A 25,160-nucleotide genomic window follows, 5' to 3' on the forward strand; every position below is an offset into this window, starting at 1 on the left:
GCCGTCGGACGGCAGCCCCCGCCGCCCTAGTGCTGCGACCGGCAAGGTTCACCGGCTCGCGACGCCCGGCAAACCTTCCCGGCCACAGCGCTAGTCGAGGTCGATGCGCTCTCCGGGCCCCTGCTCCCCGCCCCTTCGGCGGGTGTCTGCGTCGTCGGAGGTTCGGGTCGTCCAGCGCCGCTCCTGTGACTCGACTGCGGAGCGGTAGGCCGCGAGCAGTTCCGAACCGGCCGCGGCGAGATGGTCGAAGATGTCCGGGTTGCGCTCTATCACCGGTTCCACGGCGGCCTTGGCCTGTTGCACCACCTGCTGGACCATCTGCTGGGCCGCGCCCGAGGCCGCGGCGCCGAACAGGGGCGTCGGCAGCTCGGACAGCTTGTCCGCGACGGCGTCGACGAGGCGGCGCAGCTCCTCGGCGGCCGAGCCGGGCGGCGGTCCGTACCGGGCACGGCGGCGGGACCTCTCCGCGGCGAGGTCCTCGGCGCACGCCTCGGCCCAGGCGTCGGCGTCGGCTGCGCCCGAAGAGGAGGTGCCCCAGCCGTCGGCTGCCTTCTCCTGAGCGGCGTCGGACGGGGGGCGCTCTTCGCTCATGGCGGACTCCTGACTGGCGGTTCGTACCTCCGACGGTACCCGAACGGGGGTACGCGGTTCACTGTGTACGGGGGCCGATTCCGGGGGCAGCACGGTCCCGGTCAGACCCTCCGTGGCCACAGCTCCGGGTCGGGTGCGAAACGGATGCGCAGCTCGCCCTCCCGCAGCGCGGCCCCGGCGACGGTGCAGCGGCGCAGGGCCGACGGCAGCGGGACGATCCGGCGGAACGATCCCGCGGTCACGACGAGTTCGTCCCCGCGCCTGACGAGGTCCAGTTCGTCGCGTATGGCACCGGGCAGCGGGATGTGCCACACCAGTACGCCGTCCTCGGCGCGCCGGTCCGTCACGGGCCACTCCACGGGGGCGGGCGCCGGATTGACGGCGGGGACGTCGAGCGCGATGAGATCGTCGGCGCCGCGCGGGTCCCGGCCGAGGTGCGGGACGACGTGGACGTCGTAGGCGTCCCGCCACTCCTCCACGGCCTTGCGCTGCTGGGCCACGAGGCCGGCCGGCCACGCGTCGGGGGCGTCGTCGGGCAGGGCCCGGTTCGCGACCAGTGCCTCGGGGCGCAGGGTGTGCAGGGCGAGGCCGGTGGCGGCGGTCCGGACGGCGTCGGCACCGGCCGGGCCCGGCTCGGCGACCAGCCAGGCGCTCGTGGCCCGGTCGGCGACGACGGCCTCGACGGCGGCCAGTTCGACGTCCCAGCGGGCGGCGGTCTCGTACAGCCACTCGGCGGGCATCGGCACGCCCGCGAGGCGGCCGAGGACGGGGCGCAGGGCGCGGGCGGCCTGCCGCTCGGGCGGCAGCAGCCGGCGCAGATAGCGGCGGAGCTCCCCGGGCAGGGCGAGCAGGGCGAGCGCCTGCGGGGCGGGGGGCAGATCGACGACGAGAAGGTCGTAGGCGTCAGAGAGGGCGGCGTCGCGCAGGGCGCGCAGAAGGGCGAGTTCCGCGGCGCCGGGGAGGGGGGTGACCTCCTCGGGGTCCAGCCGGGCGGCGCCCAGCAGATCGAGGGCCCCGGCCGCACGGTCCTGGAAGGCGACGAGGTCCTCCCGGAAGCGGGCGTCGGCGTCCGGGCGCCAGGCCGTGAGACCGGGCGCGGCCTCGGCGGGGGTGCTGCCGGTGGGGACCCCGAGGACGGCACCGAGGGTGTCGGTGCGGTCGGCGCTGAGGACGAGGGTGCGGGTGCCCCGGCGGGCTGCTTCCAGCGCGGTGGCCGCGGCGACGGTGGTGCGGCCGGAGCCGCCGGGGCCGGTGATCAGGATGGTGCGCATGGGGGTGAACGCTACCGGTGCCCGGCCCCCATGCTGAGCAGGTCCTCGGCGAGCCCGGACGGCGGGCACCGTCCGGCGGCCGCCGCCCCGGACCTGCGGGCCGGCCTGTTCCGCGCGTCCCCGGACCGGGCCGTCCCGCTCCCCCTTGACGGGCTCCGCTACTGCTCGCCCTCGCCCGACTCCACCCGCTTCTTCAGCCCCGCCAGGGCGCGGTCGATGATGACCTTCTCCGCCTTGCGCTTGATCATGCCGAGCATCGGGATCTTGACGTCGACCGTCAGCTGGTACGTGACCTCCGTACCGCCCGAGGCCGCCGGCTTGAGCAGGTACGAACCGTCGAGGGAGCGCAGCATCTGTGACTTGACCAGGGTCCAGGAGACCTCGTAGCCGCCGGTCCAGGTGTACGCCAGCGTCTGGTCGTCCTTGATCGCGCCCGCGTCCATGACGAGGTGCACCTGTTCGGCGCGGCCCTGCGCGTCCGTCGCGAGCACCTCCGCCTCCTTCACCTCGCCCGTCCAGTCCGGATAGCGCGCGAAGTCGGCGATCACCCGCATGACGTCGGCCGGAGCCGCCTCGATCGTGATGCTCGAGCTGGTGTGTTCCGCCATCGCCGTGGCTCCTCCAGATGCGGTCCGGTGAGGGAGGGTGGTGCGCCCGCGCGCACGTGTGTGCAGCGTGAAGGCTACCGCGCACGCGCCGGGCCGCTACCACCCCACCTGCGGTTCGGCCATCGGCCGCGCGCACCGGGCGGCGCAAAGGGTCCCGCGGGTCACCACTCCAGCACCCAGGGCCTCCCGCGCCCCGCGAAATGCCCCACGTTCACGCACTCGGTCGCGCCGATCCGCATCCGGCTCACCAGCGGCTGATGGACATGACCGAAGAGGGAGTACCGCGGGCGGGTGCGGCGGATCGCCTCCAGCAGGGCCCGGCTGCCGCGCTCGAAGCGGCGCGCCACCGTGTCGTAGACCAGCTCGGGCACCTCCGGCGGGATGTGGGTGCACAGCACGTCCACCTCCCCCACCGCCTCGATCTTCGCCGCGTACTCCTCGTCGCTGAGCTCGTAGGGCGTCCGCATGGGGGTGCGCAGGCCCCCGCCGACGAAGCCGAAGGTCCATCCGCCGATCTCCACCCGCTGGCCGTCGAGCACGGTGGTGCCCGGGCCGGCGTACTCGGACCACAGAGTCGGTATATCGACATTGCCGTAGGTGGCGTAGGTCGGGGACGGGAACGCGGCGAACAGCTCGGCGTACTGTCTGCGCACCGCCTTCTCGATCAGCGCGGCGCGGTCCTGGCCCACGCCGGTCCACAGCCGGGCGCCGAAGGCGCGCGCCTCCTCGAAGCGGCGGGCGGTGCGCAGCTCGACGATCCGGTCGGCGTTCTCCTTGCCGAAGAGGTCCGGGAAGATGCCGCGCGAGTGGTCGGCGTAGTCCAGGAAGAGGACCAGATCCCCCAGGCAGACGAGGGCGTCGGCCCCGTCGCCGGCCCTGGCCAGGTCACGCGCGTTGCCGTGCACGTCGCTGACCACATGGACGCGCGTCCTCGGCTTCCCCGTCGGTGTGGGTGTCATGACGATCAAGCGTAGGGGTGTGGGACATACGTGAACAGTGGCGGCCGGACCGGCGATTACTGGCCAGTCAGGAAAGCGGTGGACTACTGTGCGTCAAGGAACGCCAAGACGTGTGACGCACGGAACATCTCGCCGGGACCCCCTGTCCCGGAGGCCATACCGGCGGGTAACGTCCGGGCAGTCCAGTCGTGCTCAGGGTTTCAACCAACGACTGTCCCAGAGACCCTGCGCACCTGACCGAGCCTTGGACCGCACCGTCGCAGCACACAGAGTCGTGGCGTCGGCGCCCTATGAGGAGCAGCAGTCTTGCGCGAGTTCAGCCTTCCGGCTTTGTACGAGGTCCCTGCGGACGGCAATCTGACCGACATCGTCCGCAGAAACGCCGCGCAGCATCCGGACGTCGCCGTCATGGGCCGCAAGGTGGCCGGTGTCTGGCAGGACGTCACCGCCGCCACCTTCCTCACCGAGGTGCGCAGCGCGGCGAAGGGACTCATCGCCTCCGGTGTGCAGCCGGGCGACCGGGTGGGTCTCATGTCCCGCACCCGCTACGAGTGGACCCTGCTGGACTTCGCGATCTGGAGCGCCGGGGCGGTCACCGTCCCGGTGTACGAGACCAGCTCGCCGGAGCAGGTGGAGTGGATCCTCGGCGACTCGGGCGCGACCGCCTGTCTCGTGGAGCTGGACGCGCACGCCGCGGCCGTCGAGTCGGTCCGCGACCGGCTGCCCGCGCTCAAGCACGTCTGGCAGATCGAGGCCGGGGGCGTCGAGGAACTGGGCCGGGCCGGCCAGGACGTCAGCGACGCGACGGTCGAGGAGCGCAGCTCGCTCGCCAAGGCCGACGACACGGCGACCATCGTCTACACCAGCGGGACCACCGGTCGCCCGAAGGGCTGTGTGCTCACGCACCGCAACTTCTTCGCCGAGTGCGGCAACATCGTCGAGCGGCTGCGCCCGCTCTTCCGCACGGGCGAGTGCTCCGTCCTCCTCTTCCTGCCGCTCGCGCACGTCTTCGGGCGTCTGGTGCAGATCGCGCCCATGATGGCGCCCATCAAGCTCGGCTGTGTCCCGGACATCAAGAACCTCACCGACGAACTCGCGGCGTTCCGGCCGACGTTGATCCTCGGTGTGCCGCGCGTCTTCGAGAAGGTCTACAACTCGGCGCGGGCCAAGGCGCGGGCCGAGGGCAAGGGCAAGATCTTCGACAAGGCGGTGGACGAGGCGATCGCGTACAGCCGCGCGCTGGACACCCCCTCCGGCCCGTCGCTCGGTCCGAAGATCAAGCACAAGGCGTTCGACAAGCTCGTCTACAGCAAGCTGCGCGCGGTCCTGGGCGGTCGTGGCGAGTACGCCATCTCCGGCGGCGCCCCGCTCGGCGAGCGCCTCGGCCATTTCTTCCGCGGCATCGGCTTCACGGTCCTGGAGGGCTACGGTCTGACCGAGACCACCGCGGCCACCGCCTTCAACCCCTGGGACCGGCAGAAGATCGGCACGGTCGGCCAGCCGCTGCCGGGTTCGGTGATCCGTATCGCGGACGACGGCGAGGTGCTGCTGCACGGCGAGCACGTGTTCCACGAGTACTGGAACAACGAGGCCGCGACCGCGGAGGCGCTGGCCGACGGCTGGTTCCACACCGGTGACATCGGCACCCTCGACGAGGACGGCTATCTGATGATCACCGGCCGCAAGAAGGAGATCATCGTCACCGCGGGCGGGAAGAACGTCGCCCCGGCCGTGATCGAGGACCGCATCCGGGCGCACGCGCTGGTCGCGGAGTGCATGGTGGTGGGTGACGGGCGGCCGTTCGTGGGCGCGCTGGTCACCCTCGACGAGGAGTTCCTGGCGCGCTGGGCCTCCGAGCACGGCAAGCCGGCGGGTTCCACTGCGGCGTCGCTGCGCGACGACCCGGATCTGATCGCGGCGATCCAGGACGCGGTCGACGACGGCAACGCCGCGGTGTCGAAGGCGGAATCGGTGCGGAAGTTCCGCATTCTCCCCTCCCAGTTCGACGAGGACTCGGGCCACCTGACGCCGTCCCTGAAGCTCCGGCGCTCCGTGGTGGCCAAGGACTTCGCGGAGGAGATCGAGGCCATCTACCGCAAGTAGCCGGCCCCGGCTGTCAGGTCATGGCGCGGTGTCCTCGGCGAGGACCCGCGTCATGGTGCGTTCGGCGAGCGCGGTGATGGTGAGGAACGGGTTGACGCCGAGGGAGCCCGGCACCAGGGAGCCGTCGGTGACGTAGAGCTTCGAATAGCCCTTGACCCGGCCGTAGTCGTCGGTGGCCCGGCCCAGGACGCAGCCGCCGAGCGGGTGGTACGTGAAGTCGTCGGCGAAGGCCTTGCTGGGGGTGCCGAAGAGGTCGTACCGGTAGATGGTCACGTTGGCGGCGTTGATCCGGTCGAACAGTTTCTTCGCCATGCTCACGGAGACGGCGCTCTGGGCGGCGGTCCAGCCGAGCCGTGCCGAGTCCGTCGCCGCGTCGTAGGAGAACGAGGCGCGCTCCGGGTTCTTGGTGATCGCCAGATACAGGCTGACCCAGTGCTCCAGTCCCATGGGCAGGGGGGCGATCTCGGCGAAGACGGGGTTGTCGGTGTTGGCCCAGTCGTCGATGCCCATCACGGGGATGGTCGACTCGTTGGCGCCGACCGTGTCCCAGATGTGGTTGGCGCGGCCGAGCATCACATTGCCGTTGGTGCCCCAGCCAGTGCCGACGCTCGCGTCCAGCGCGGGCAGGGTGCCCGTCTCGCGGGCGCGCACCAGCAGTTCGGTGGTGCCGAGGCTGCCGGCGCCGAGGATGAGGTACGTGCACGCGTACTGCCTGGTCTCGACGACCGCGCCGGTGAGGTCGATCCGGTCGGCGGTCAGCAGATACGTGCCGTCGGCGGCCCGGCGGATCTCCCTGACCCGCTCCAGGGTGTTGATGGTGACGTTGCCGGTGCCGAGCGCGGCGGCCAGATAGGTCTTGTCGAGGCTGCGCTTGCCGTAGTTGTTGCCGTAGATGACCTCGCCGGCCAACGCGGATCTGGTCGCCGTGCCGGCCGCCTCGCGCTGCATGTGGTCGAAGTCGTAGACGTTGGGCACGAAGGTGGTCTTCAGGCCGGCGTTGGCGGCGGCCTTCCGTGAGGTGCGGGCGAACCGGTACCACTCCGTGGACTCGAACCAGCCCGGGTCGACGGTGTTGACGCCGAGCATGGAGCGGGCGCGCGGGAAGTACGTGGCGTACATCTCGCCGGCGTCGACGGTGGGGAACTGCTCGCTGAAGTAGGACGGCTGGGGGGTCGGGGCCATGCCGCCGTTGACCAGGGAGCCGCCGCCGACGCCCCGGCCCACGTAGACGGACATGTTGTCGAAGTGCACGCGGTCGAGGACGCCGGGGTAGCTGTTGATGTTTCGGTTGACGACGTCCAGCCACAGGAAGGTGGCGAGCGGCGCCTCGGTGCGGGTGCGGAACCACATGGCCCGCTGGTCGGGGGCGCTGGTGGAGCAGAACACCTTGCCGTCGGAGCCGGTGGTGTTCCACAGCCGGCCCATCTCCAGGACGAGGGTGCGGATGCCCGCCTGGCCGAGGCGCAGGGCGGCTACGGCGCCGCCGTAGCCGGAGCCGATGACGATCGCGGGGGCGTTGTCGACGGCGTCGGGCTCCGCCGCGTGTGCGGACTGGAGGCCGACACGGGCGAGGCCGGCGGTGGCGGCCGTCTGGAGGGCGATCATGCCCAGTATGTGACGTCTGGTCGGGTGACGATGTGTCAGCTTTTCTGTCATGAGCGCAGCATCCGCGGACTATTTGGTTCCGGCTAGGCCCTGTCGTCAAACTCCCGTCGTCCGCCCGGCGGGGCAGGCGGGAGTGTGACGACAGGGCCTGCTGCGGAGCCCTTCACAGCAACGCTTCGAGCCGCTCCGCCAAGAGGTCCCAGCGCCACTTCTCCTCCACCCACTGCCGTCCCCGCTCCCCCATGCGGCGGCGCAGCTCCGGGTCGCCCAGGAGGGTGATGATCCGGTCCGCGGCGTCCTCTGCGGAGCCGCCCCGGATCACCCAGCCGGTCTCGCCGTCGAGCACCGCGTCCGGGGCGCCGCCCGAGTCGCCCGCGACCACCGGGAGGCCCGTGGCGGACGCCTCCAGGTACACGATGCCGAGGCCCTCGACGTCCAGGCCGCCGCGGCGGGTGCGGCACGGCATCGCGAAGACGTCGCCCGCGCCGTAGTACGCGGGCAGCTCGGACCAGGGGACGGTGCCGGTGAAGTGGACGGCGTCGGCGACCCCGGTCTCGTGCGCGAGTCTGCGCAGGTCCCCCTCGTAGGGCCCGCCCCCGACGATCAGCAGGACCGCCTCCGGCTCCTTGGCCAGGATCCGCGGCATCGCCTGGATCAGCGTGTCCTGGCCCTTGCGCCGGACCAGCCGGGACACACAGACCACCACCGGGCGGTCCGTGAACCCGAGGCGCTCGCGGACCTCGTCGCCGCCCGAGCCCGGGTGGAACGTCTTCTCGTCGACCCCCGGGGGCAGTTGCACCATGCGCCCCGCCGCCTGCGGGGTCAGCACGGAGGCGATCCGCGAGCGGGTGTACTCGCCGAGGTAGGTGATCGTGTCCGTCGACTCCCCGATCCGGCGCAACAGGTCGCGCGCCGCGGGGAGCTGGGCCCAGCCCGCCTCATGACCGTGGGTGGTGGCCACCAGCCGCCGCGCCCCGGCCCGGCGCAGCGCAGGCGCCATCAGGCCGAGCGGGGCCGCCGCGCCGAACCACACCGACGTACAACCGTGCTCCCGCAGCAGCCCCACGGCCCGCCGGGTCGCGCCCGGAGTCGGCAGCAGCATCGTCGTGCGGTCCCGTACGACGGTGAAGGGCTGCGCGGCGTCGAAGGCGGCCGTCGCCTCCGCGCCCTCGCGGCCGCGCTTCCAGGTGGAGGCGTAGACGACCAGGCGCTCCGGGTCCAGACGCAGCGCCATGTTGTGCAGGAACGCCTGGATGCCACCCGGACGGGGCGGGAAGTCGTTGGTCACGATCAGGGTCTTGTGCATCGCCGTCGACAGTACCGAATCCGCTGTGCGACCGTCCTCACACCTCCGCACGGCCGCGCTTCATGGCCCTCGCACAGTCCCGCACGGAATCATGGCCCCGCAGGGCGAGGACGACGCGGGACGCGCCGGAACAGGGGTCGGGTGGAGATGGCGGGCACACGGAGGTTCCCGGTCTGGCTGGTCGCCGTCTGGAGCCTGACCAGAGTGGCCCTGCTGCTGTACGTCCTCAGGGTGCTCGTCTTCCCCGGCCCGGACGTCACCACCGACGTCTCGGTCATCTACCACGGGTGGTACGACACCCTGCGCACCGGGACGTTCCCCCGTCACGACGTCACCTGGCAGTACCCGCCCGCCGCCGCGCTCGCGATCCTCTCCCCCGCGCTGCTGCCCTTCCTGGACTACACGCGGGCCTTCTTCGTCCTCGCCCTCCTCGCCGACCTGGTCGTCGTCTGCCTGCTCTGGTACGCGGGCACACGCCCCGGCCGGACGCCGCGCGGCGCCTGGCTGTGGACGGCCGGCGTCGCCCTGCTCGGCCCGACCGTCTACGCCCGCTACGACGTGATGGTGACCGCGGTGGCGGTCGCGGCGCTGCTCGCGGGAGCGGGCCGGCCGCGTGCGATGGGCGCGCTCACGGCCGTCGGCGCCCTGCTGAAGGTGTGGCCGGCGCTGCTGCTGGTGGGGGCCGCGAGCCGCCGGGCCTGGGTCTCGGCCGCGGCGACGGCCGGGGCACTGGCGCTGCTGTTCGGTCTGACGGCGCCCGGCGCCTTCTCCTTCCTGACCGCCCAGCGCGACCGCGGCACCGAGGTGGAGTCGATGGGCTCGCTGGTCTTCCACATCGCCCGGCACTTCGGCTGGCAGGGGCAGGTGCTGCTGAACTACGGCTCGGTGGAGTTCCTCGGCCCGTACGTGGACTGGGTGAGCGCGGCGGCCCTGGCCCTGTCCGTGATCGCCTTCGGCTGGCTGCTGCTGTGGCGGCTGCGCGTGCGCCGACTGCCGCCGCGCGCGCTCGCGGACGCGGCCTTCGTCGCCGTCCTGCTGTTCACGGTCACCAGCCGGGTGATCAGCCCCCAGTACCTGGTGTGGCTGGTGGGTCTGGCGGCGGTGTGCCTGTCCCGGCGCGGCAGCCGGATGACCCTTCCCGCCGTACTGGTCCTCGGCGCCTGCCTGGCCACCGTCCTGGAGTTCCCGGTCTACTTCGGGGACGTCGTAGCCAGCGACCGACTGGGCGTCACCCTCCTCCTCGCCCGCAACGGCCTGCTGCTCCTCGCCGCGCTGACGGCGGCCCGGACCCTGTGGCGCACCACCGTCTCCGTCCCCCCGCCGGCCGTCCCCCCTCAGACCCCCCGCACCCAGGAGACTCTGGCGCCTTCCTGACGGGGCACCAGCAGGGCCAGCGCGCCGTACTGCAACGCCATGGAGAGCGCGAACGCCATGGCGATCCCGGGCAGCCCGGCGCGTTCCGACAGGGCGTAGGAGAGCGGCAGTTGCACCGCCGTGCCGAGCACCGTCACCCGCAGCAGCCGGGGTGCGCCCCCGCCGCCCTCGAAGACCCCGCCGAGGGCGATGCAGCACGCCATCAGCAGCAGATAGGGGCCGATGCAGCGGAGGAAGACCACACCGTCGTGCGCGACCGCGGGCCCGGCACCGAAGGCGCGCATGATCCATGGCGCGAGGGTGCCCAGCAGCACCGCGGCGGCCAGCCCCACCGTCCCCGACACGAGCACGGCCTGCCGTCCTATCTCCCGCCCCTGCTCCCGGCCGGCTCCCCGGGTCTGCGCGGTGTGGATGGAAGCGGCCTGGCGGACCGCGTAGAAGGCCATGGTGGCGAGGTACATGACCTTGTAGGCGATCGCATAGGCGGCCACCGCCGTCACCCCGAGCCGGGCCACCAGCGCCACCAGGACCAGGGCTCCGGTCTGTCGCACGGTGAAGTCGGCCGACATCGGCAGGCCGGTGGTGAACGTGCGGCGCAGTGCGGTTCCGACCGGCCGCACCGGTCCAGGGTCCTCCGCCGCGCCCGGCAGCGGGATGCGCCGTAGGACGCGCAGCCCCACGGCGAGGGCGGCGCAGCGGCACAGCACGGTGGAGGCGGCGGCGCCCCGGACGCCGTAGACGTGGATCAGCAGAGGGTCGCAGACGAGGATCAGCCCGTTGGCCAGGAGGGCGAGGCGCATCGGGGTGCGGGTGTCTCCGGCGCCCTTGAGGATGCCGTCGACGAGCTGCTGGACGAAGAAGACGGCGATGCCTGGCAGCGAGATCGCGAAGTAGGCGGTGGCCAGGGGCAGCGCGGGTCCCCCGCCGCCCAGGACCAGCCGGGCCAGGGGCTCCCGCAGCAGGAGGCCGACCGCCACGACGGCCGGGGTGGTCACCGCGCACAGCGCCCAGCCGCCGCGCACGGCGGCCCGGACGTCCCCGGGGTCCTCGGCGCCCCGGGCGTGGGCGACCAGCACGGTCGTCCCGGAGGCGAACACCAGGGCGATGCCGAGCAGCACGTTCTCGGTGTTGGTCGCCACGGCGACCGCCGCCACGGCCGGGCCCCCGAGCCGGGAGACCCAGACGGTGTTGATGATTCCGGCGGCCACGGAGGCGAGCAGGGAGAGGTAGACGGGGTGGGCGAGCGCGATGAGTCGCCTGCGATGCGCGTTCACAGCGAAAGCCCCCTCTTTTCGAGCTACCTCGTTTCGAGGTAGCTCGAAAAGAGGTACCATGAGCGTGCGACGTCGGCAAGAGGAGGCCACCCGTGCTGGAACTGTCGATCCTGGGCTTCCTGGCGGAGGAACCCCTGCACGGCTATGAACTGAAGGCACGGATCGCGGCGCTGAACGGTCATGTCCACCGGATCAGCGATGGCGCCCTGTACCCCGCGATCAGCCGCCTGGTGGCGGCCGGAAAGCTGGACCAGCGCACCGAGGCGGGCACGAGCGCGGCTCCGCGGCGGATCCTGTCGCTCACCGACGAGGGCCGCGCGGACCTCCTGGAGCGGCTGCGGCACCCCAAGCAGGCCGAGATCACCGACCATGTCCGCTTCAACACCGTGCTGGCGTTCCTGCGGTATCTCCCGGACCCCGGCGAACAGGCCGCGGTGCTGCGCCGCCGGCTGGACTTCCTGGAGACCCCGGCGAGCTTCTTCTACCGTGACGGCAGGCCCGTACGGGCCGAGGAGGCGGAGGATCCGTTCCGGGCGGGCATGCTGCGGGTCGCACGGGCGACGGGCGAGGCCGAGCGGGCCTGGCTGCGCGAGGCGGTCGACCGACTCGAGGGGTGAACCGTCAGGCCAGTTGCGCCCGCAGATACGCCCGCCACTCCCGGGTGAACGTCTCCAGGTTCGTCCCGAGGGTGTGCTGCAGGGCGGACTCGACCGCGCCGGTGCGGGTCCGGTGGTCGCCCACCGCTCGGTAGAAGGCGTTCAGCCGGGCCTCTCCCCAGTGCTCGGCGATCATCCGGCAGGCCAGCCAGCCGCTCTCGTACGCCTGCGCCAGGGTGTCCGCGTCCGTGGAGAAGGCGAAGTCAGTGTCCCGGGGCAGCGCGGCCGGGATCCGGCCCCGGGCGACCGAGCGGCCGAGTTCGGGGGCCACCTCCCTGGGGGTGCGGCCGCTGTCGCGGTAGCCCACCCAGTCGGCGTAGCCCTCGGACAGCCACAGGGGGGTGGCCGCCGTGGTGTGGGCGCGAGTGGCCACATGGGTGGTCTCGTGCCGGAGCACGACCTGCTTGCCCAGGTCGCCGAGGACGCTGTACGCGTCCGGGTTGACGATGATCCGGTCCGCGGGCGCCCGGGACGTGCCGCCCGCCTCCCCGGTGGTGACCGCCGCGATCCCCCGGTACCCGGACGCCGGCGCGCCGAGCAGCCCCGCCATCCCCTCCAGCGACCGCGGTACGAGCACCACGACGTGCTGGACCCAGTCCGTGCCCCATGCCCGGGTGACGGCGGGGACCGACCGGTCCGCGAGGTCCGCGTAGGTCCGCAGGACGTCCCGGGGCTGCCCCACCCCGAGCACCAGGCTGTGTGTTCCGCGGACGGTCTCGACCGTGCCCTGCTCCCACAGCTGTTCGCCGGCCTTCTCCGCGGGCCGGTCGGCGCTGACGTACCAGTGGCCGCCGGTGCGGGTCAGGCGCAGCACCCGGGAGGCGGTGACCGGCGCCCGGTCGTAGTCCTTGACGCGGTAGCGCAGTTCGGCGTCGGCACTCGCCCGGTCGCCGGTGCGGTGCAGGGCCGTCACGCGGTACGACAGGGCGGCCAGCGGAACGTCGCGCAGGTTGTCGAACTCGGCCGTGCCGGTGGTCGGTGCCTCGGTCGCGAGGAACGCGGGCCGGTTCCCGGCGAGGACGGCGGCCGCCCGCCGGTCGAGGACCTGCTGCACGGCGGCCGTCTGGGAGTCCGGCGCGGGCTGCCCGCCGCAGCCGACGAGCCCGGCGAGGAGCAGCACACAGCACGCCACGACCCCCGGCACACGCCCATGACCAGCCACTGTCCGATCGTACGCGGCGGCCGAGCCGGGTACGGGTGCCGCGGTCAGGGCCGGGTGACCGAGGAGATCGGCAGCATCCCGACCGGGTCGTAGCGGACCGCGGCCCCCGGATGCGGTGCGTGGATGACCTGGCCGCCGCCGACGTACATGGCCACATGGCTCGCGTCGGAGCGGTAGACGATCAGGTCGCCGGGGCGCACCTGGGAGAGCGGCACCTGATGGCCGGCGTACCGCTGCTCCTGGGAGGTGCGCGGCAGTCCGATGCCCGCCCGCCCGTACGCCCACTGCATCAGGCCCGAACAGTCGAAGCCGCCCGGCCCGCTGGCTCCCCACACATACGGGCGGCCGAGCGCGGAGCGGGCCGCGGCGACCGCGGCCGCGGCGCGCGCGTCGGGCGCCTTGGCGGCGGTGAGGCCGGGCACGTCGGCACCGGAGCGGGACGCCCGGTCGTAGGCGGCGCGCGTGGTGGACGGCAGGGAGGCGAGCAGCCGTCGGGCGATGGCGAGTTTGTGCTCGACGGTCCTCTTGTGCCGGGCGACGACCTCGCGGTTGCGCTCCAGCTCGGCCAGCCGGCCGCTGGTGTCCGCGCGTTCCTGGGCCAGCTCGCGCAGGGCCGCCTGGAGTTCCCTGAGCTGTCCGGCCTGGCGGAAGTCGATCCGGTCGAGCACGGCCGCCCGGTCCAGATACTCGCCCGGGTCGTCGGACAGCAGCAGCCCGAGGGAGGAGTCGAGGCCGCAGGAGCGGTACTGGGCCCCGGCGAGCGAACCGAGCGTGTCCCGCAGGGCGTTGACCCGGTCCTGCTGCCGGGCAATCCGGTCCTGCGCCTGGCCGATCTGCCGGCGCAGCGAAGCGGTCTGCTCGGTGGCCTTGTCGTAGGCCTCGGTGGCCTGCTCGGCCTCCTGGTACAGCCGGTCCACCGTGACCCGGGCGTCACGCGCCGGGGCGGCGTCCGCGGGTGCGGCGCCGAACGCGGTCGCGGCTGCCGCCGCAGCGGCGGCCGACAGCACGGCGGCTGTCTTCCTCAGCGCCTGGTGCGCCTCCGGGGCGCCCTCCCCGGTGCCCCTTCGGCTCACCGGACGCATGGCGGCGCCACGGCCCCGGCCGAGGCCGGTTGGTGCAAGGCGGCGATGGGACCCCACGACCGGTCGCACTCCCTTCCGCTGACAGACCCCCGCCGAACGGCGAGGGAAGCGCGGCAGACAGTAGCCGGGTGATCACTCAGGGTTCAAAGCCGCCGCGATGGGCGCACAACGCGGCGCCCCGCCGCTGACGCAGGTCATCGGCGGGGCGTGGGGTCAGCGGGCGTCGCTGGAATTCGCCCGTTCGGGCGGAGTGGCGGCCCGGTCCGCGAGGGATCCGATCAGACTCGGACGCCGAACATGAAGGGTCCGCCGATCGTGCTCATCGACTCGTAGCGGACGAAGGTGCCGGTGCGCGGCGCGTGCAGGATCTGGCCGTTGCCCGCGTAGAGACCCACGTGGTGGATGTCGTTGAAGAAGAAGACCAGGTCGCCGACCTTGAGGTCGTTGACCGAGTAGATCCGGGTGCCTATGTTGGCCTGCTCCTGCGAGGTGCGCGGGATGGAGACGCCGGCCTGCGCGTACGCCCAGGAGGTCAGGCCCGAGCAGTCGAACTCGGCCGTGCCGGTGGCGCCGTACGAGTAGGGCCTGCCGATCATGGACTGGGCTGCGGCGAACGCCGCGGCCGCCCGACCGGAGGCGGAGCCGGTGTCGCCGCTGAGGACGCTGCGCTCACTGGCCCGGCTGGCCCGGTTCTGCTCGGCGGCAAGCTGCTGCTTCTCCTGCGCGGTCAGGGAGTTGAGCAGCTTCTGCGCCGCGGCGAGCTTGCCCTGGACTTCCTGCTTGTTCTTGCCCAGCTCGGTCCGGGTGGCCGCGAGGTCCTTGAGCTTGTCGGCGGCCTCCTGGCGCTCCTGGGCCAGCTCGCGCTGCTTCTCCTGGATCTTCTTGAGCGCCTCGACCTGCTGGCTGCTCAACTGGTCCAGGGTGGACGCCTTGTCGAGGTAGTCGTCCGGGTTGGAGGAGAGGAACAGCTGCACGGAGGGATCGATGCTGCCGGTGCGGTACTGGGCGCTCGCCATGGTGCCGATGCCGTCGCGCAGCTGGTTCAGCTCGTCCTGGCCCCGGGCGACCTTGTCCTGCAGACCGGAGATCTCCTTCTGGAGCTTCTCCTGCTTCTCCTTGGCGCCGTCGAAGGCCTCGGTGGCCTGCTCGGCGTCCTGGTAGAGCTTGTCTACCCGGGACTTGACCTCGTCCTTGTTCGGCTTCTCGCTGGGGGCGGCGTTTGCGGCCTGGGCGCTGAAGGCCACGGCGGCGGCAGCGGCGGTGGTGAGCACGGTCACACGGGTGCGGCTCGGCTGCTTGGGTCGACGGTGGGACGCCACGGGGGCGAGCTCCTTCTTCCTCCAGCCGCCTACCGACACGCCGGCGGGCGGTGCCCTCCGCCGGTCACCCACCCCTTGTGAGTGATCACCCGTGCGGAGGTTCGAGGCCCGACCCTAGTGACCTCGCTGTGATCAGTTCAAATCCTGAGGGGGAAAATTCCCGTCACGCAATGCATTCTTTGCACGGAACTCACCCCAGGTGATGCGGCCTTGACGCTACGTTGCGCCACGACCACCCCAATTCGGGCATGACCGACGGATGTTGCGCTTGGTGCGTAGGCGACTCATGGGGTGGTGTATGGCGCACCGGGCGGGCCGGACAAGGAAGTCCGTTATGCCCGGGAAAATCGCCTGAGCAGCACCACCGACGCGACGGGGCGGGCGCCCGCCCTGGCGACCCCGTCGGCCACCTCCCGGTCGGTGGAGACCACGATGACGGGCCGGCCCGGCGGCTCCGCGCGCACCAGCTGACGGATCAACTCGTCGGCGGTGACACCCGGCTTGGAGAACAGCACCCGCACTCCGCGCGGCGGCGCGAGCAGCACGGGGGCGGCCAGTTCGGCCCCGTCGAAGACACAGGTGACCTCCGCGCCGGTCTGCGCGGCCAGCTGCGAGAGCTGCCCGAGGAGCCGGAGCCGCTGCTTCTCCAGCGGCATCTGCGGATAGCCGGTCTTGGTGACGTTGTAACCGTCGACGACCAGATGCGCCTGGGGCAGCGCGAGCAACTGGTCGAGGATGGCGGGATCGTTCTCGGACAGCGCCCGGGCGGCGATGTCCTTCGGTGTCATCCGTCCCGGTTCGACCGCGTCCACGGTCTCCGCGGGCCGCACCGAGACCGGTGGCAGCGCCAGCTCCCGCCGCAGCCCCTGGGCCGCGTCCAGCACGGTGTCCAGCAGCAGCCGTACCCGCATGTCCTCGACGCTGCGCCCCTCGCGCGCCGCCCGGCGCGTGGCCTCCAGGGCGGCCTCCGCCTCACCGAGACGCGCCTTGAGCCGCCGGGTCTCGCTCTCGGCGGCGGAGACCTGCGCCTGGCCCTCGGCGCGCACCGTCTCGATCTCGCCCTGGACCTTGCGCAGGGCGGACTCGCCGCGCTTTACGTCACTGAGCGCGGCGCGCAGCTTCCGGTGAAGCGATTCGGCTTCCTTGCGGGCCGACTCCAGCTCCCCGCGCAGCCGTTCGGTCTCGGCGCGGGTCTGCTCGCGGGCGGCTCCCAGTTCCTCGCGCAGCCGTTCCAGCTCGGCCCGGCTCTCCTCGTCGGCGCGCTCGGCGTCCGCCCGCTGGGCCTCCTCGCCCGCGGCGGTCACGAGCTTCACCCAGCCCGCCGGGCGCAGTACATAGGCCGCGGCCGCCACGTCGAGCGGGTCCGCGGCCGGGGGCGGCGAGCCGGAGTCGAGGGCGCCGGTGAGTTCCGGCTGGGCCTCTCTGAGCTTCTCCGCGATCCGCTGCCGGAACACCGCGTCGGTCTCCAGGGCCGCCGCCATGGCGTTGCTGGCGAACTTGGCCCGACGGTTCGGGGTGAATCGGGCGTACTGCCGCAACTGTGCGGGCAGTTCGGCCAGGGTCAGCCCGCCGAAGCCGTCCGAGACGATCTGTACGACCCGACGGCGCACTCCGTCGGGCATCGGACGGTCGAGCACCTCAGCGGTGCCGTCGACCGGCTCCCCGCCCGAAGTCTCCACCATCCGTCACCCCAATGCCTGTGCGGGGCCGCCTCCGTCAGGAGCCGGCGCCCGGCCTGTCCACGAGTTCCACCTGATCCAGGGCGTTGCACCAGCGGCACCGCACCGACTCGATGGTCTCACTGACCACCTCGCGCTCCTCCACCGTCGGTTCCCCGGCCAGATCGAGATGCACGTACTCGATCACCTTCGATGAGCGGGTCACGTCGAACCGGGTCAGGTTGCCGCAGAGCTTGCAGCGCCAGCGGGTCGTGTCGGTCGGCAAGGGAACCGTCATCGTGGCTGCTCTTCCTTCTTCCAGTCTCCGTGATGCGCCAGTTTCCCTGGAGCGTGTGGCTCGTAACCCTACGGCCTGGCGGGCAACCGCCGCCTGCCCGTATCACGCGGCGAGGCACTCTGTGCTGATCGGTCCGGTTACGCCATGCTCTGTCCCATGATCAGCACCTGGAGCAGGACGGCCGGGAGGGCGTTGCGGGGACAGTCGGCACCCGTGACGTACGGACTGATCGCGCTGTGCTGTCTGATCTTCGTGCTGGGGCCGGCCTCGGGCCTGAATCCCGCCTACGGCCGGGGCGAGGCGCTGCTCGCCGCCCAGCGGACCTACTTCGCCCGCTGGGGCGTGGTGCCCGCGGAGCTGTTCAGCGGGGCGCCACGGGCCGCGCTCACCCCCGCCACGGCACTCTTCGTGCACGGCAGCTGGGTCCATCTGCTCGGCAACATGCTGTTCCTCTACGTCTTCGGGGCGATGACCGAGGAGCGGATGGGGCATCTGCAGTTCGCCCTGTTCTACGGGGGCTGCGGCTATCTGGCGCTCCTCGGGTACGCGGCTGCCCACGCGCAGTCGACACAGACGCTGGTCGGCGCCTCGGGGTCGATCTCCGCGGTGCTCGGCGCGTTTCTCTTCCTGTTCCCCGGGGCCCGGGTGACCAGTCTCTTCCCGTTCCTCTTCTTCCTGCCCCTGCGCTTCCCCGCCTGGGTGGTACTGCCCTTCTGGGCGACACTGCAGTGGATCGCGGCGGGCCGCGCCGCCCAGGGCCCGGGCGTCGCCTATCTGGCCCACGTGGTGGGGTTCGCACTGGGCTTCCTCTACGCCTGGGTGCGCAGGCCCCTGCTGGTGGCGCCCCCGTGAGCTCCCGCGCCGCGACGGGACACGGACGTACTCCGGCAGGCACTTCCCGCGCCGCCGGAGTACGTCTGTTGGTGTGCGATGGAGCAGGTCTTAGAGTGACAGTCCGAGCGTGCACCTAGGGAGACAGCCAGCCGTGATCACTGCGATCGTGCTCATCAAGACCAGCGTGGACCGGATCCCCGAGATCGCCGAGTCGATCGCCGCGCTGGACTCCGTCAGCGAGGTCTTCTCCGTCACCGGCACGTACGACCTCATCGCCATGGTCCGGGTACAGGCCCATGACGACCTGGCGGACGTCATCCCCGGCCGGATCAGCAAGATCCCGGGCGTGCTGGCCACGGACACGCATGTCGCCTTCCGCACGTACTCCCAGCACGACCTGGAGGCGGCGTTCGCGATCGGGCTCGACAACTAGGGCGTCGGCCGGTCAGCGGCGTCAGACCGCCGGGACGCAGCGTCCGTCCTCCGTGCGGTACGTCCACCGCGCACCGTCCCGGACGAGTTCCCCGACCGCCCGGACGAACCGCTCCACATGCTCGTCGGGCGTGCCCGCGCCGAAGCTGACGCGGATGGCGTTCAGGGACCGCTCGCCGGGCGCGGCCTCGGGGGCGCCGCACTCGCCCTGGGTCCCCGGGTCGCCGCCCAGCAGGGTGCGCACCAGCGGATGGGCGCAGAACAGGCCGTCGCGCACGCCGATGCCGTACTCGGCGGAGAGCGCGGCGGCGAAGTGGGAGCTGTTCCAGCCCTCGACGACGAACGAGAGGACGCCGACACGGGGCGCGTCGTCGCCGAAGAGGGAGAGCACCTTGACCTCCGGGATCCCGGCGAGTCCGTCCCGGACCCTGCGGACGAGGAACTGCTCACGGGCGACGAGCGTGTCGAAGCCCGCCTCGGTGAGGGCCTTGCAGGCCGAGGCGATGGAGTAGGCGCCGATCACGTTGGGCGAACCGGCCTCGTGCCGCGCGGCGCTCTCGTGCCAGTCGACGTCCACTCCCCCGTCCGTCCGCCGGTTGACCCTGCGGCTGGCTCCGCCGCCCGCGAGGTAGGGCTCGGCCGCGCGCAGCCAGTCGGCGCGGCCCGCGAGCACGCCCGAGCCGAAGGGGGCGTAGAGCTTGTGGCCGGAGAAGGCGACCCAGTCCACCCCGAGGTCCCTGACCGACACGGGGTGGTGCGGGGCCAGCTGGGCGGCGTCCAGGACGATACGGGCGCCGTGCGCATGGGCGGCCTCCGCCAGCTCGCGTACGGGCCACAGCTCGCCGGTGACGTTGGAGGCACCGGTGACGCAGACCAGGGCCGGTCCGTGGGGGTCGCGGTCCGCGAGGGCGCGCTCCAGGGTCCGTACGGCCTGCTGCGGGGTGCGCGGGGCGTCGAGGACGGTGACCCGGGCGTCCCGCCAGGGCAGCAGCGAGGCGTGGTGCTCGGTCTCGAAGACGAAGACCTGGCAGTCGGCCGGCAGGGCGGCGGCGAGGAGGTTGAGCGAGTCGGTGGTGGACCGGGTGAAGATCACCTGGTCCTCCCCGCGGCAGTCCAGGAAGGCGGCGACGGTCTTCCGAGCGTTCTCGAAGAGGTCGGTGGACAGCTGCGACAGATACCCGGCGCCCCGGTGGACGCTGCCGTAGTACGGCGCGTACGCCGCCACGTCGTCCCAGACGCGCTGGAGCGCAGGGGCGCTGGCCGCGTAGTCGAGCGCGGCGTAGGTGACGGTGCCGCCCGTGACGAGCGGGACGCTGACATCCCTGCCCAGAACGGGCAGCGGGGCACAAACGGACTGGTCGGCGGCAAGGGTGGAGACAGACATGGGTGCACTCCCGTGAAGGCAGAGGGATCACCGCACCGGAGGGCGGGCGCAGGGGCGCGCGACTGCCTCGACGGCACGGGAAAAGGTGAAAAGGGGATGCGGAGGCGGGGCTCTGCGGCCCTAGCGCATTCGCTTGCTCACGGAACGGCTCCCTCGAACGACCAGGACCCCTGGCCCCACGCTCACCGGCGTGTGAGGGGTCCGCGCTTGCCGTAGACCTCACTGCCTACGACCTGGTCTTCACCCGGGGCACCCCGCCACGGACGGAGGGTTGCCGGACAGCCGGCCGGGGCCGAGTGGCTGTCGCTCATGACCTGGGCAGGACGCTACGTGACATGATCGGGCGGCCGCAACATCTGTCCGGATGCCGGGACATACCCCCTCCGTCGCACAGGCGACTGCATGCGAAGGGGGAGCCCGGCCGTGCCGCGCTCCCCCTTCGCCCCGGGGCTCAGCGGTGGCTCGCGGCCACCCAACGCTCCAGGGACCGCTTCGCGGCGCCCGAGTCGATCGACTCCTCCGCCCTCGCCATCCCGGCCCGCAGCTGCTCGGCCAGGGGCGCCCCGGCGGGCTCCAGGGCCACCAGCGCCGCCGCCGAGTTCAGCAGCACCGCCTCCCGCACCGGCCCGGTCTCCCCGTCCAGCAGACGCCGCGCCACGTCGGCGTTGTAGGAGGCGTCGGCGCCGCGCAGCGCCTCCACCGGCACCAGGTCCAGGCCGACGTCCCGGGGATCGAAGGTCTCCTCGGCGACCTTTCCGTCGCGGACGACCCAGACCCGGGACGTCGAGGTCGTCGTGAGCTCGTCCAGTCCGTCGTCACCGCGGAAGACCAGGGACGAGTTCCCGCGCTCGGCGAGGACTCCCGCCACGATGGGCGCCATCCGCGGGTCGGCGACCCCCACGGCCTGGGCCTTCACCCGCGCCGGGTTGGTCAGCGGGCCCAGCACGTTGAACGTCGTGCGGATCCCGAGCTGGCCGCGCGCCGCGGCCACATGCCGCAGCGCCGGGTGGAACTTCACCGCGAAGCAGATGGTGATGCCGGCCTCCTCGGCCACCTCGGCCGTCCGCCTCGGGGTGAGGTCCAGATTGATGCCGAGCTTCTCCAGCACGTCCGAGGAGCCGGACGCGGACGACGCGGCCCGGTTGCCGTGCTTGACGACCTTCGTGCCCGTGCCGGCCACCACGATCGACGACATCGTGGAGATGTTGACCGTCTTCGCGCCGTCGCCGCCCGTACCGACGATGTCGACCGCCGGACCCGGTACCTCGATCACGTTCGCGTGCTCGTACATCGCCCGGACGAGCCCGGTGATCTCCTCGACCGTCTCGCCCTTCGCCCGCAGCGCCACGACGAAGGCGGCGATCTGCGCGTCCGTCGCCTCGCCGCGCATGATCCGGTCCATCGCCCAGGCCGTGTCGTCCACGCTCTGGTCCTGGCCGTCCAGCAGGGCGTTCAGCACCCGGGGCCAGGAACGGCCCGCCGCGGTGTCGCCTCCAGCGGGGTTCACAGCGCTCATAAGCCGCTCCTGGGTCGGTGTCCGGCCGGGACACGTTTCTCGAACAGGTCCACCCTATCCAGCCCCGGGCACGGCAAAGGGCCCCGTCCGGATGTGGACGGGGCCCTTCGACCGTGGCGTGGCGCGCGCAGCGATCAGTGGTGGCCGTGGCCGCTCGTGATCTCCTTGTACTCCTCGACCGTGGGCTTGGGGATCTGGTTGTCCTCCCCGTAGTAGGCGTTGCTCAGGCGGGCACGCAGCTTCTCCGAGCCCTTGACCTTCCGCTCGACGCCGTTCTCGTCGACCGTCGGGCCGATCTCGGCCGGCTTGTACTGCTCGTGCGCCGTGAGCGTGTGCAGCTGCTCCTGGCTGAGCGGCTCGTGGACCTCGATGAACTCACCGTGCGGCAGCCGCTTGATGATGCCCGACTCGCGGCCGTGCAGCACCTTGTCGCGGTCGCGGCGCTGGAGGCCGAGGCAGATCCGCTTGGTGACGATGAACACGAGCACCGGCACCACGAAGAAGGCGATGCGGACGAACCAGGTGATCGCGTTGATCGACAGGTGGAAGTGCGTGGCCCAGATGTCGTTGCCACCGCCCAGCAGCATCACGAAGTACCAGGAGATCCACGCGGCACCGAAGGCCGTACGCGTCGGCGCGTTGCGCGGGCGGTCCAGGATGTGGTGCTCGCGCTTGTCGCCCGTGACCCAGGACTCGATGAACGGGTAGACCGCGATCGCGACCAGGACCAGCGGGAAGATCACCAGCGGGATGAACACACCCAGGACGAGCGTGTGGCCCCAGACGTTGATCTCCCAGCCCGGCATCGTACGGATGAGGCCCTCGGAGAAGCCCATGTACCAGTCGGGCTGGGCGCCCGTGGAGACCTGGTCCGGACGGTAGGGGCCGATGGCCCAGATCGGGTTGATCTGCGCGATCGCCGCGATGGCCGCGATGGCACCGAAGACCAGGAAGAAGAAACCTCCGGCCTTGGCCATGTAGACCGGCAGCAGCGGCATGCCGACGACGTTGTTGTTCGTCTTTCCAGGACCCGCGAACTGCGTGTGCTTGTGGTAGAAGACCAGGATCAGGTGGCCGACCACCAGACCGAGCATGATGCCCGGCAGCAGCAGGATGTGGATCGAGTAGAACCGGGCCACGAAGTCGCCACCCGGGAACTCACCGCCGAAGAGGAAGAACGCCAGGTACGTGCCGACGATCGGCACGGACAGGATCGCGCCCTCCATGAAGCGGACACCGGTGCCGGAGAGCAGGTCGTCCGGGAGCGAGTAACCGGTGAAGCCGGTGAACATGCCCAGGACGAACAGCAGGAAGCCGAACAGCCAGTTGACCTCACGCGGCTTGCGGAACGCGCCCGTGAAGAACACGCGCATCATGTGCACGAACATGCCGGCGAGGAAGACCAGCGCCGCCCAGTGGTGGATCTGCCGGATCAGCAGACCGCCGCGGACGTCGAAGCTGATGTGCAGCGCGGAGTTGAACGCCTCGCTCATCAGCTGGCCCTGCAGCGGCACGTAACTGCCGTGGTACACCACCTCGTTCATCGAGGGGTGGAAGAACAGCGTCAGATACACACCCGTGAGGATGATGATGATGAAGCTGTAGAGGCAGACCTCACCCAACATGAACGACCAGTGGTCGGGGAAGATCTTGCGCATGTTCGACTTGGCCAGGGAGTAGATCCCCAGGCGTCCGTCGGCCCAGTCGGCGACGCGCTCGCCGGCCGGTGCCCTTCCGCGCGAAGCGGACTCAGTGGTCGATGAAGTGCTCATCCGCGCTCCCAGAAAGCAGGACCGACGGGCTCTTCGAAGTCGCCGAGCGCCTCGAGGTAGCCGTCCGCGTTGACGCCGATGTGCAGCTGCGGCAGAGCGTGACCAGCCGGGCCGAAGATGACCCGGCCACCGTCGGAGAGGTCGAAGGTGGACTGGTGGCACGGGCAGAGGACGTGGTGCGTCTGCTGCTCGTACAGGGAGATCGGGCAACCGACGTGGGTGCAGATCTTCGAGTAGGCCACGATTCCCTCGTGGGACCACGAGAGTTCCCGCTTGTCCTTGATGTTCTCCGGCTGGAGCCGGACGAGCATCAGGGCGGCCTTCGCGATCTGCTTCTGGAAGTCCTCGTTGGTCTCCTCCAGGCCCTCGGGCTTGGCGAAGGTGAGCGAACCGACCGCGATGTCCGAGGGACGCATCGGCTGGTTCGTGTTCATGTTGACGAGGAGCTTGCCCTGGGACCACAGCGTGTGTCGCAGCTTGGTGCCGGGCAGCGTGCCGAGGTCGCGCAGCAGGAACACACCGGAGAGCGGCACCATGGCCAGCGCGCCGAACATCGTGTTCCGGATCAGCGAGCGACGGCCGAGCTGCGACTCCTTGGCACCCGCCTGGAAGTCGGCGAGCACCTTCGCCTTGACCTCCGGCGCCGCCTCGATCGGGTGACGCTCGTCGGCGACCTCGACGTCGGACATCAGGGTGCGGGCCCAGTGGACCGCGCCCGCGCCGATCGTGAACAGCGCCACGCCCAGCGTCAGGCCCAGCGCGAAGTTCATCGCGCTGATGTGCCCGATCGGGAAGACGTAGATCGACCGGTCGTTCGGGATCGTGACGTACGAGGCGATGAAGCCGAGGGTGGCCAGCATCGACACGGTGAACAGCAGGGCGACCGTGCGCTCGGAGCGCTTGGCGGCTCGCGCGTCGATGTCCTGGATCCGGTGCTCGTGGGGCGGCAGCCCCGGGTCGGCGAACGGGTTCTCCTCGTCCGCGACCGCTACGGCACCGTGCTCGGTGTCCTGCTCAGCGGGCAGGTTCTCTTCGGGAATGTCTTGGCTACTCATGACTTCTTGGCCTTTGCGGTCCGAGCGGCGACCCAGACGGCGACCGCGATCAGCGCGCCCAGTCCGAAGATCCAGGCGAAGAGGCCCTCGGAGACAGGGCCGAGACCGCCCAGGTCGAGACCGCCGGGGTTCTCGGTCTGGTCACCGTTGACCGCCTTGACGTAGGCGATGATGTCCTTCTTGTTCTGCTGCGACAGCGTGGTGTCGGGGAAGGACGGCATGTTCTGCGGGCCGGTCTGCATGGCCTCGTAGATGTGCTTCGGGTCGACGCCCTCGAGGCCCGGCGCGAACTTGCCGTGCGTCAGGGCACCGCCCTCGCCCGTGATGTTGTGGCACTGCGCGCAGTTGGTGCGGAAGATCTCGCCGCCCTTGGCGATGTCGGCACCCTCGGGGCTGTAGTCGTTCGTCGTCGGCACGGCCGGGCCGGCGCCGAGCGAGGAGATGTACGCCGCGAGCTGGTCGATCTGGGCCTGCGAGTAGATGTTCTTCTTCTTCGTCACCTGGGGGCCCTGGGAGGTGGCGGCCGGCATACGGCCGGTGCCCACCTGGAAGTCCACGGCCGCGGCGCCGACGCCGATCAGGCTCGGACCGTCTGAGCCGCCCTGACCGCCGGTGCCGTGGCAGCTGGCGCAGCCCACCTGGTAGAGCTTCTTGCCCTCCTCGATGGCGAGGGACTGGGAGGTTTCATCGGCCTGCGCCTTGCTCGCGGGCGCGAACGCGGCGTACAGCCCCCCGGTGGCCGCCAGCGCGAGGAGTAGGACGACGACAGCCGCCAGCGGATGGCGTCGTCGTGCGGAGAGCTTTTTCACGGATTACCCCGGTGTCAGGATCTTCTGCGTCGATGCTTCTGGAAATGGATCGGATCGTCGCGGGCGAGGTCTTCACCCCGATGGGGTGAACG

The 25,160-nt window shown here is 71.4% G+C and carries 22 protein-coding genes and 1 riboswitch; of the genes, 5 read left to right on the top strand and 17 right to left on the bottom strand.

All coding sequences use genetic code 11. The annotated features are described in order from the left end of the window. Positions 1 to 90 precede the first annotated feature (90 nt). The 4 genes from ACFYX0_RS03365 to ACFYX0_RS03380 form a co-directional block, all read right to left on the bottom strand. Complete coding sequence (locus ACFYX0_RS03365) at positions 91 to 591, bottom strand: DUF5304 family protein (RefSeq protein WP_388965784.1); 501 nt, start codon at positions 589 to 591, stop codon at positions 91 to 93. 101 nt (positions 592 to 692) lie between these two features. Further along, positions 693 to 1,862: an ArsA family ATPase gene (locus tag ACFYX0_RS03370; RefSeq protein WP_388965787.1), complete on the bottom strand. Its 1,170-nt coding sequence runs from the start codon at positions 1,860 to 1,862 to the stop codon at positions 693 to 695. A gap of 158 nt (positions 1,863 to 2,020) precedes the next feature. Next, a complete protein-coding gene (locus ACFYX0_RS03375; RefSeq protein WP_311690782.1) occupies positions 2,021 to 2,470 on the bottom strand; it encodes an SRPBCC family protein in 450 nt (149 codons plus the stop codon). Between the two features lie 161 nt (positions 2,471 to 2,631). Continuing rightward, on the bottom strand, positions 2,632 to 3,429 hold the full coding sequence (locus tag ACFYX0_RS03380) for a metallophosphoesterase (protein ID WP_388965789.1): 798 nt from the start codon (positions 3,427 to 3,429) through the stop codon (positions 2,632 to 2,634). A 306-nt stretch (positions 3,430 to 3,735) separates the two neighbouring features. Between ACFYX0_RS03380 and ACFYX0_RS03385 the strand changes: the two genes are divergently transcribed. Beyond that, positions 3,736 to 5,532 carry an AMP-dependent synthetase/ligase gene (locus ACFYX0_RS03385; RefSeq protein ID WP_355918593.1) on the top strand — a complete coding sequence of 599 codons (1,797 nt, stop codon included), beginning with the start codon at positions 3,736 to 3,738 and terminating at the stop codon, positions 5,530 to 5,532. A gap of 18 nt (positions 5,533 to 5,550) precedes the next feature. Here the strand turns inward: ACFYX0_RS03385 and ACFYX0_RS03390 are convergent, their stop codons facing one another. Then, on the bottom strand, positions 5,551 to 7,137 hold the full coding sequence (locus ACFYX0_RS03390) for a GMC oxidoreductase (RefSeq protein ID WP_388965792.1): 1,587 nt from the start codon (positions 7,135 to 7,137) through the stop codon (positions 5,551 to 5,553). A 163-nt stretch (positions 7,138 to 7,300) separates the two neighbouring features. Continuing rightward, a complete protein-coding gene (locus tag ACFYX0_RS03395) occupies positions 7,301 to 8,443 on the bottom strand; it encodes a glycosyltransferase family 4 protein (RefSeq protein ID WP_388965794.1) in 1,143 nt (380 codons plus the stop codon). A 141-nt stretch (positions 8,444 to 8,584) separates the two neighbouring features. On the opposite strand from ACFYX0_RS03395, the gene ACFYX0_RS03400 reads away from it, so the two are divergent. Further along, on the top strand, positions 8,585 to 9,817 hold the full coding sequence (locus ACFYX0_RS03400; protein ID WP_388965797.1) for a glycosyltransferase 87 family protein: 1,233 nt from the start codon (positions 8,585 to 8,587) through the stop codon (positions 9,815 to 9,817). Here the strand turns inward: ACFYX0_RS03400 and ACFYX0_RS03405 are convergent. Then, positions 9,778 to 11,091: an MATE family efflux transporter gene (locus ACFYX0_RS03405; RefSeq protein ID WP_388965800.1), complete on the bottom strand. Its 1,314-nt coding sequence runs from the start codon at positions 11,089 to 11,091 to the stop codon at positions 9,778 to 9,780. The two genes, ACFYX0_RS03400 and ACFYX0_RS03405, sit on opposite strands and share 40 nt — an antisense overlap. Before the next feature lie 92 nt (positions 11,092 to 11,183). Here ACFYX0_RS03405 and ACFYX0_RS03410 point away from each other — a divergent pair, with 92 nt between their 5' ends. Further along, positions 11,184 to 11,708: a PadR family transcriptional regulator gene (locus ACFYX0_RS03410; RefSeq protein WP_388965802.1), complete on the top strand. Its 525-nt coding sequence runs from the start codon at positions 11,184 to 11,186 to the stop codon at positions 11,706 to 11,708. Between the two features lie 4 nt (positions 11,709 to 11,712). Here the strand turns inward: ACFYX0_RS03410 and ACFYX0_RS03415 are convergent, their stop codons facing one another. From ACFYX0_RS03415 to ACFYX0_RS03435, 5 genes are all read right to left on the bottom strand, one after another. After that, positions 11,713 to 12,909 (bottom strand): hypothetical protein, encoded by a 1,197-nt coding sequence (locus ACFYX0_RS03415; RefSeq protein WP_388965805.1) that lies wholly within the window; start codon positions 12,907 to 12,909, stop codon positions 11,713 to 11,715. A 44-nt stretch (positions 12,910 to 12,953) separates the two neighbouring features. Continuing rightward, positions 12,954 to 14,048, bottom strand: a complete 1,095-nt coding sequence (locus tag ACFYX0_RS03420; RefSeq protein WP_388965808.1) for an NlpC/P60 family protein — start codon at positions 14,046 to 14,048, stop codon at positions 12,954 to 12,956. 221 nt (positions 14,049 to 14,269) lie between these two features. Beyond that, on the bottom strand, positions 14,270 to 15,310 hold the full coding sequence (locus tag ACFYX0_RS03425) for an NlpC/P60 family protein (RefSeq protein WP_388965811.1): 1,041 nt from the start codon (positions 15,308 to 15,310) through the stop codon (positions 14,270 to 14,272). A 332-nt stretch (positions 15,311 to 15,642) separates the two neighbouring features. Then, positions 15,643 to 16,992 carry an NYN domain-containing protein gene (locus tag ACFYX0_RS03430; protein ID WP_388965814.1) on the bottom strand — a complete coding sequence of 450 codons (1,350 nt, stop codon included), beginning with the start codon at positions 16,990 to 16,992 and terminating at the stop codon, positions 15,643 to 15,645. A gap of 34 nt (positions 16,993 to 17,026) precedes the next feature. Continuing rightward, positions 17,027 to 17,266, bottom strand: a complete 240-nt coding sequence (locus ACFYX0_RS03435) for a hypothetical protein (RefSeq protein ID WP_355919454.1) — start codon at positions 17,264 to 17,266, stop codon at positions 17,027 to 17,029. A 156-nt stretch (positions 17,267 to 17,422) separates the two neighbouring features. Between ACFYX0_RS03435 and ACFYX0_RS03440 the strand changes: the two genes are divergently transcribed. After that, positions 17,423 to 18,118 carry a rhomboid family intramembrane serine protease gene (locus tag ACFYX0_RS03440; protein ID WP_355919457.1) on the top strand — a complete coding sequence of 232 codons (696 nt, stop codon included), beginning with the start codon at positions 17,423 to 17,425 and terminating at the stop codon, positions 18,116 to 18,118. 133 nt (positions 18,119 to 18,251) lie between these two features. Then, complete coding sequence (locus ACFYX0_RS03445; protein WP_311690748.1) at positions 18,252 to 18,533, top strand: Lrp/AsnC ligand binding domain-containing protein; 282 nt, start codon at positions 18,252 to 18,254, stop codon at positions 18,531 to 18,533. 21 nt (positions 18,534 to 18,554) lie between these two features. Here the strand turns inward: ACFYX0_RS03445 and ACFYX0_RS03450 are convergent, their stop codons facing one another. From ACFYX0_RS03450 to ACFYX0_RS03470, 5 genes are all read right to left on the bottom strand, one after another. Continuing rightward, positions 18,555 to 19,916, bottom strand: coding sequence for an aminotransferase class V-fold PLP-dependent enzyme (locus ACFYX0_RS03450; RefSeq protein ID WP_388965816.1), 1,362 nt, complete (start codon positions 19,914 to 19,916; stop codon positions 18,555 to 18,557). Between the two features lie 198 nt (positions 19,917 to 20,114). Further along, positions 20,115 to 20,231, bottom strand: a riboswitch (SAM riboswitch). Positions 20,232 to 20,367: 136 nt separating this feature from the next. Then, the gene (trpD, locus tag ACFYX0_RS03455; RefSeq protein WP_388965819.1) at positions 20,368 to 21,432 is read right to left on the bottom strand and encodes an anthranilate phosphoribosyltransferase; all 1,065 of its coding nucleotides are present in this window, start codon (positions 21,430 to 21,432) and stop codon (positions 20,368 to 20,370) included. A 134-nt stretch (positions 21,433 to 21,566) separates the two neighbouring features. After that, on the bottom strand, positions 21,567 to 23,204 hold the full coding sequence (locus tag ACFYX0_RS03460) for a cytochrome bc complex cytochrome b subunit (RefSeq protein WP_388965821.1): 1,638 nt from the start codon (positions 23,202 to 23,204) through the stop codon (positions 21,567 to 21,569). Continuing rightward, positions 23,201 to 24,259: a Rieske 2Fe-2S domain-containing protein gene (locus ACFYX0_RS03465; RefSeq protein ID WP_388965824.1), complete on the bottom strand. Its 1,059-nt coding sequence runs from the start codon at positions 24,257 to 24,259 to the stop codon at positions 23,201 to 23,203. The genes ACFYX0_RS03460 and ACFYX0_RS03465 overlap by 4 nt, the downstream gene beginning before the upstream one ends. After that, entirely contained in the window at positions 24,256 to 25,068 is an 813-nt protein-coding gene (locus ACFYX0_RS03470; RefSeq protein ID WP_388965827.1) for a c-type cytochrome, read from the bottom strand. The genes ACFYX0_RS03465 and ACFYX0_RS03470 overlap by 4 nt, the downstream gene beginning before the upstream one ends. Between the last annotated feature and the right edge of the window lie 92 nt (positions 25,069 to 25,160).

This window comes from Streptomyces sp. NPDC002573, from assembly GCF_042889625.1.
GTDB lineage: Bacteria > Actinomycetota > Actinomycetes > Streptomycetales > Streptomycetaceae > Streptomyces > Streptomyces gibsoniae.

Coding starts and splice junctions, on each gene's coding strand:
- ACFYX0_RS03365 (WP_388965784.1), bottom strand. CDS start 591: ATGAGCGAAGAGCGCCCCCCGTCCGACGCCGCTCAGGAGAAGGCAGCC.
- ACFYX0_RS03370 (WP_388965787.1), bottom strand. CDS start 1,862: ATGCGCACCATCCTGATCACCGGCCCCGGCGGCTCCGGCCGCACCACC.
- ACFYX0_RS03375 (WP_311690782.1), bottom strand. CDS start 2,470: ATGGCGGAACACACCAGCTCGAGCATCACGATCGAGGCGGCTCCGGCC.
- ACFYX0_RS03380 (WP_388965789.1), bottom strand. CDS start 3,429: ATGACACCCACACCGACGGGGAAGCCGAGGACGCGCGTCCATGTGGTC.
- ACFYX0_RS03390 (WP_388965792.1), bottom strand. CDS start 7,137: ATGATCGCCCTCCAGACGGCCGCCACCGCCGGCCTCGCCCGTGTCGGC.
- ACFYX0_RS03395 (WP_388965794.1), bottom strand. CDS start 8,443: ATGCACAAGACCCTGATCGTGACCAACGACTTCCCGCCCCGTCCGGGT.
- ACFYX0_RS03430 (WP_388965814.1), bottom strand. CDS start 16,992: ATGGTGGAGACTTCGGGCGGGGAGCCGGTCGACGGCACCGCTGAGGTG.
- ACFYX0_RS03435 (WP_355919454.1), bottom strand. CDS start 17,266: ATGACGGTTCCCTTGCCGACCGACACGACCCGCTGGCGCTGCAAGCTC.
- ACFYX0_RS03440 (WP_355919457.1), top strand. CDS start 17,423: ATGATCAGCACCTGGAGCAGGACGGCCGGGAGGGCGTTGCGGGGACAG.
- ACFYX0_RS03450 (WP_388965816.1), bottom strand. CDS start 19,916: ATGTCTGTCTCCACCCTTGCCGCCGACCAGTCCGTTTGTGCCCCGCTG.
- trpD (WP_388965819.1), bottom strand. CDS start 21,432: ATGAGCGCTGTGAACCCCGCTGGAGGCGACACCGCGGCGGGCCGTTCC.
- ACFYX0_RS03460 (WP_388965821.1), bottom strand. CDS start 23,204: ATGAGCACTTCATCGACCACTGAGTCCGCTTCGCGCGGAAGGGCACCG.
- ACFYX0_RS03465 (WP_388965824.1), bottom strand. CDS start 24,259: ATGAGTAGCCAAGACATTCCCGAAGAGAACCTGCCCGCTGAGCAGGAC.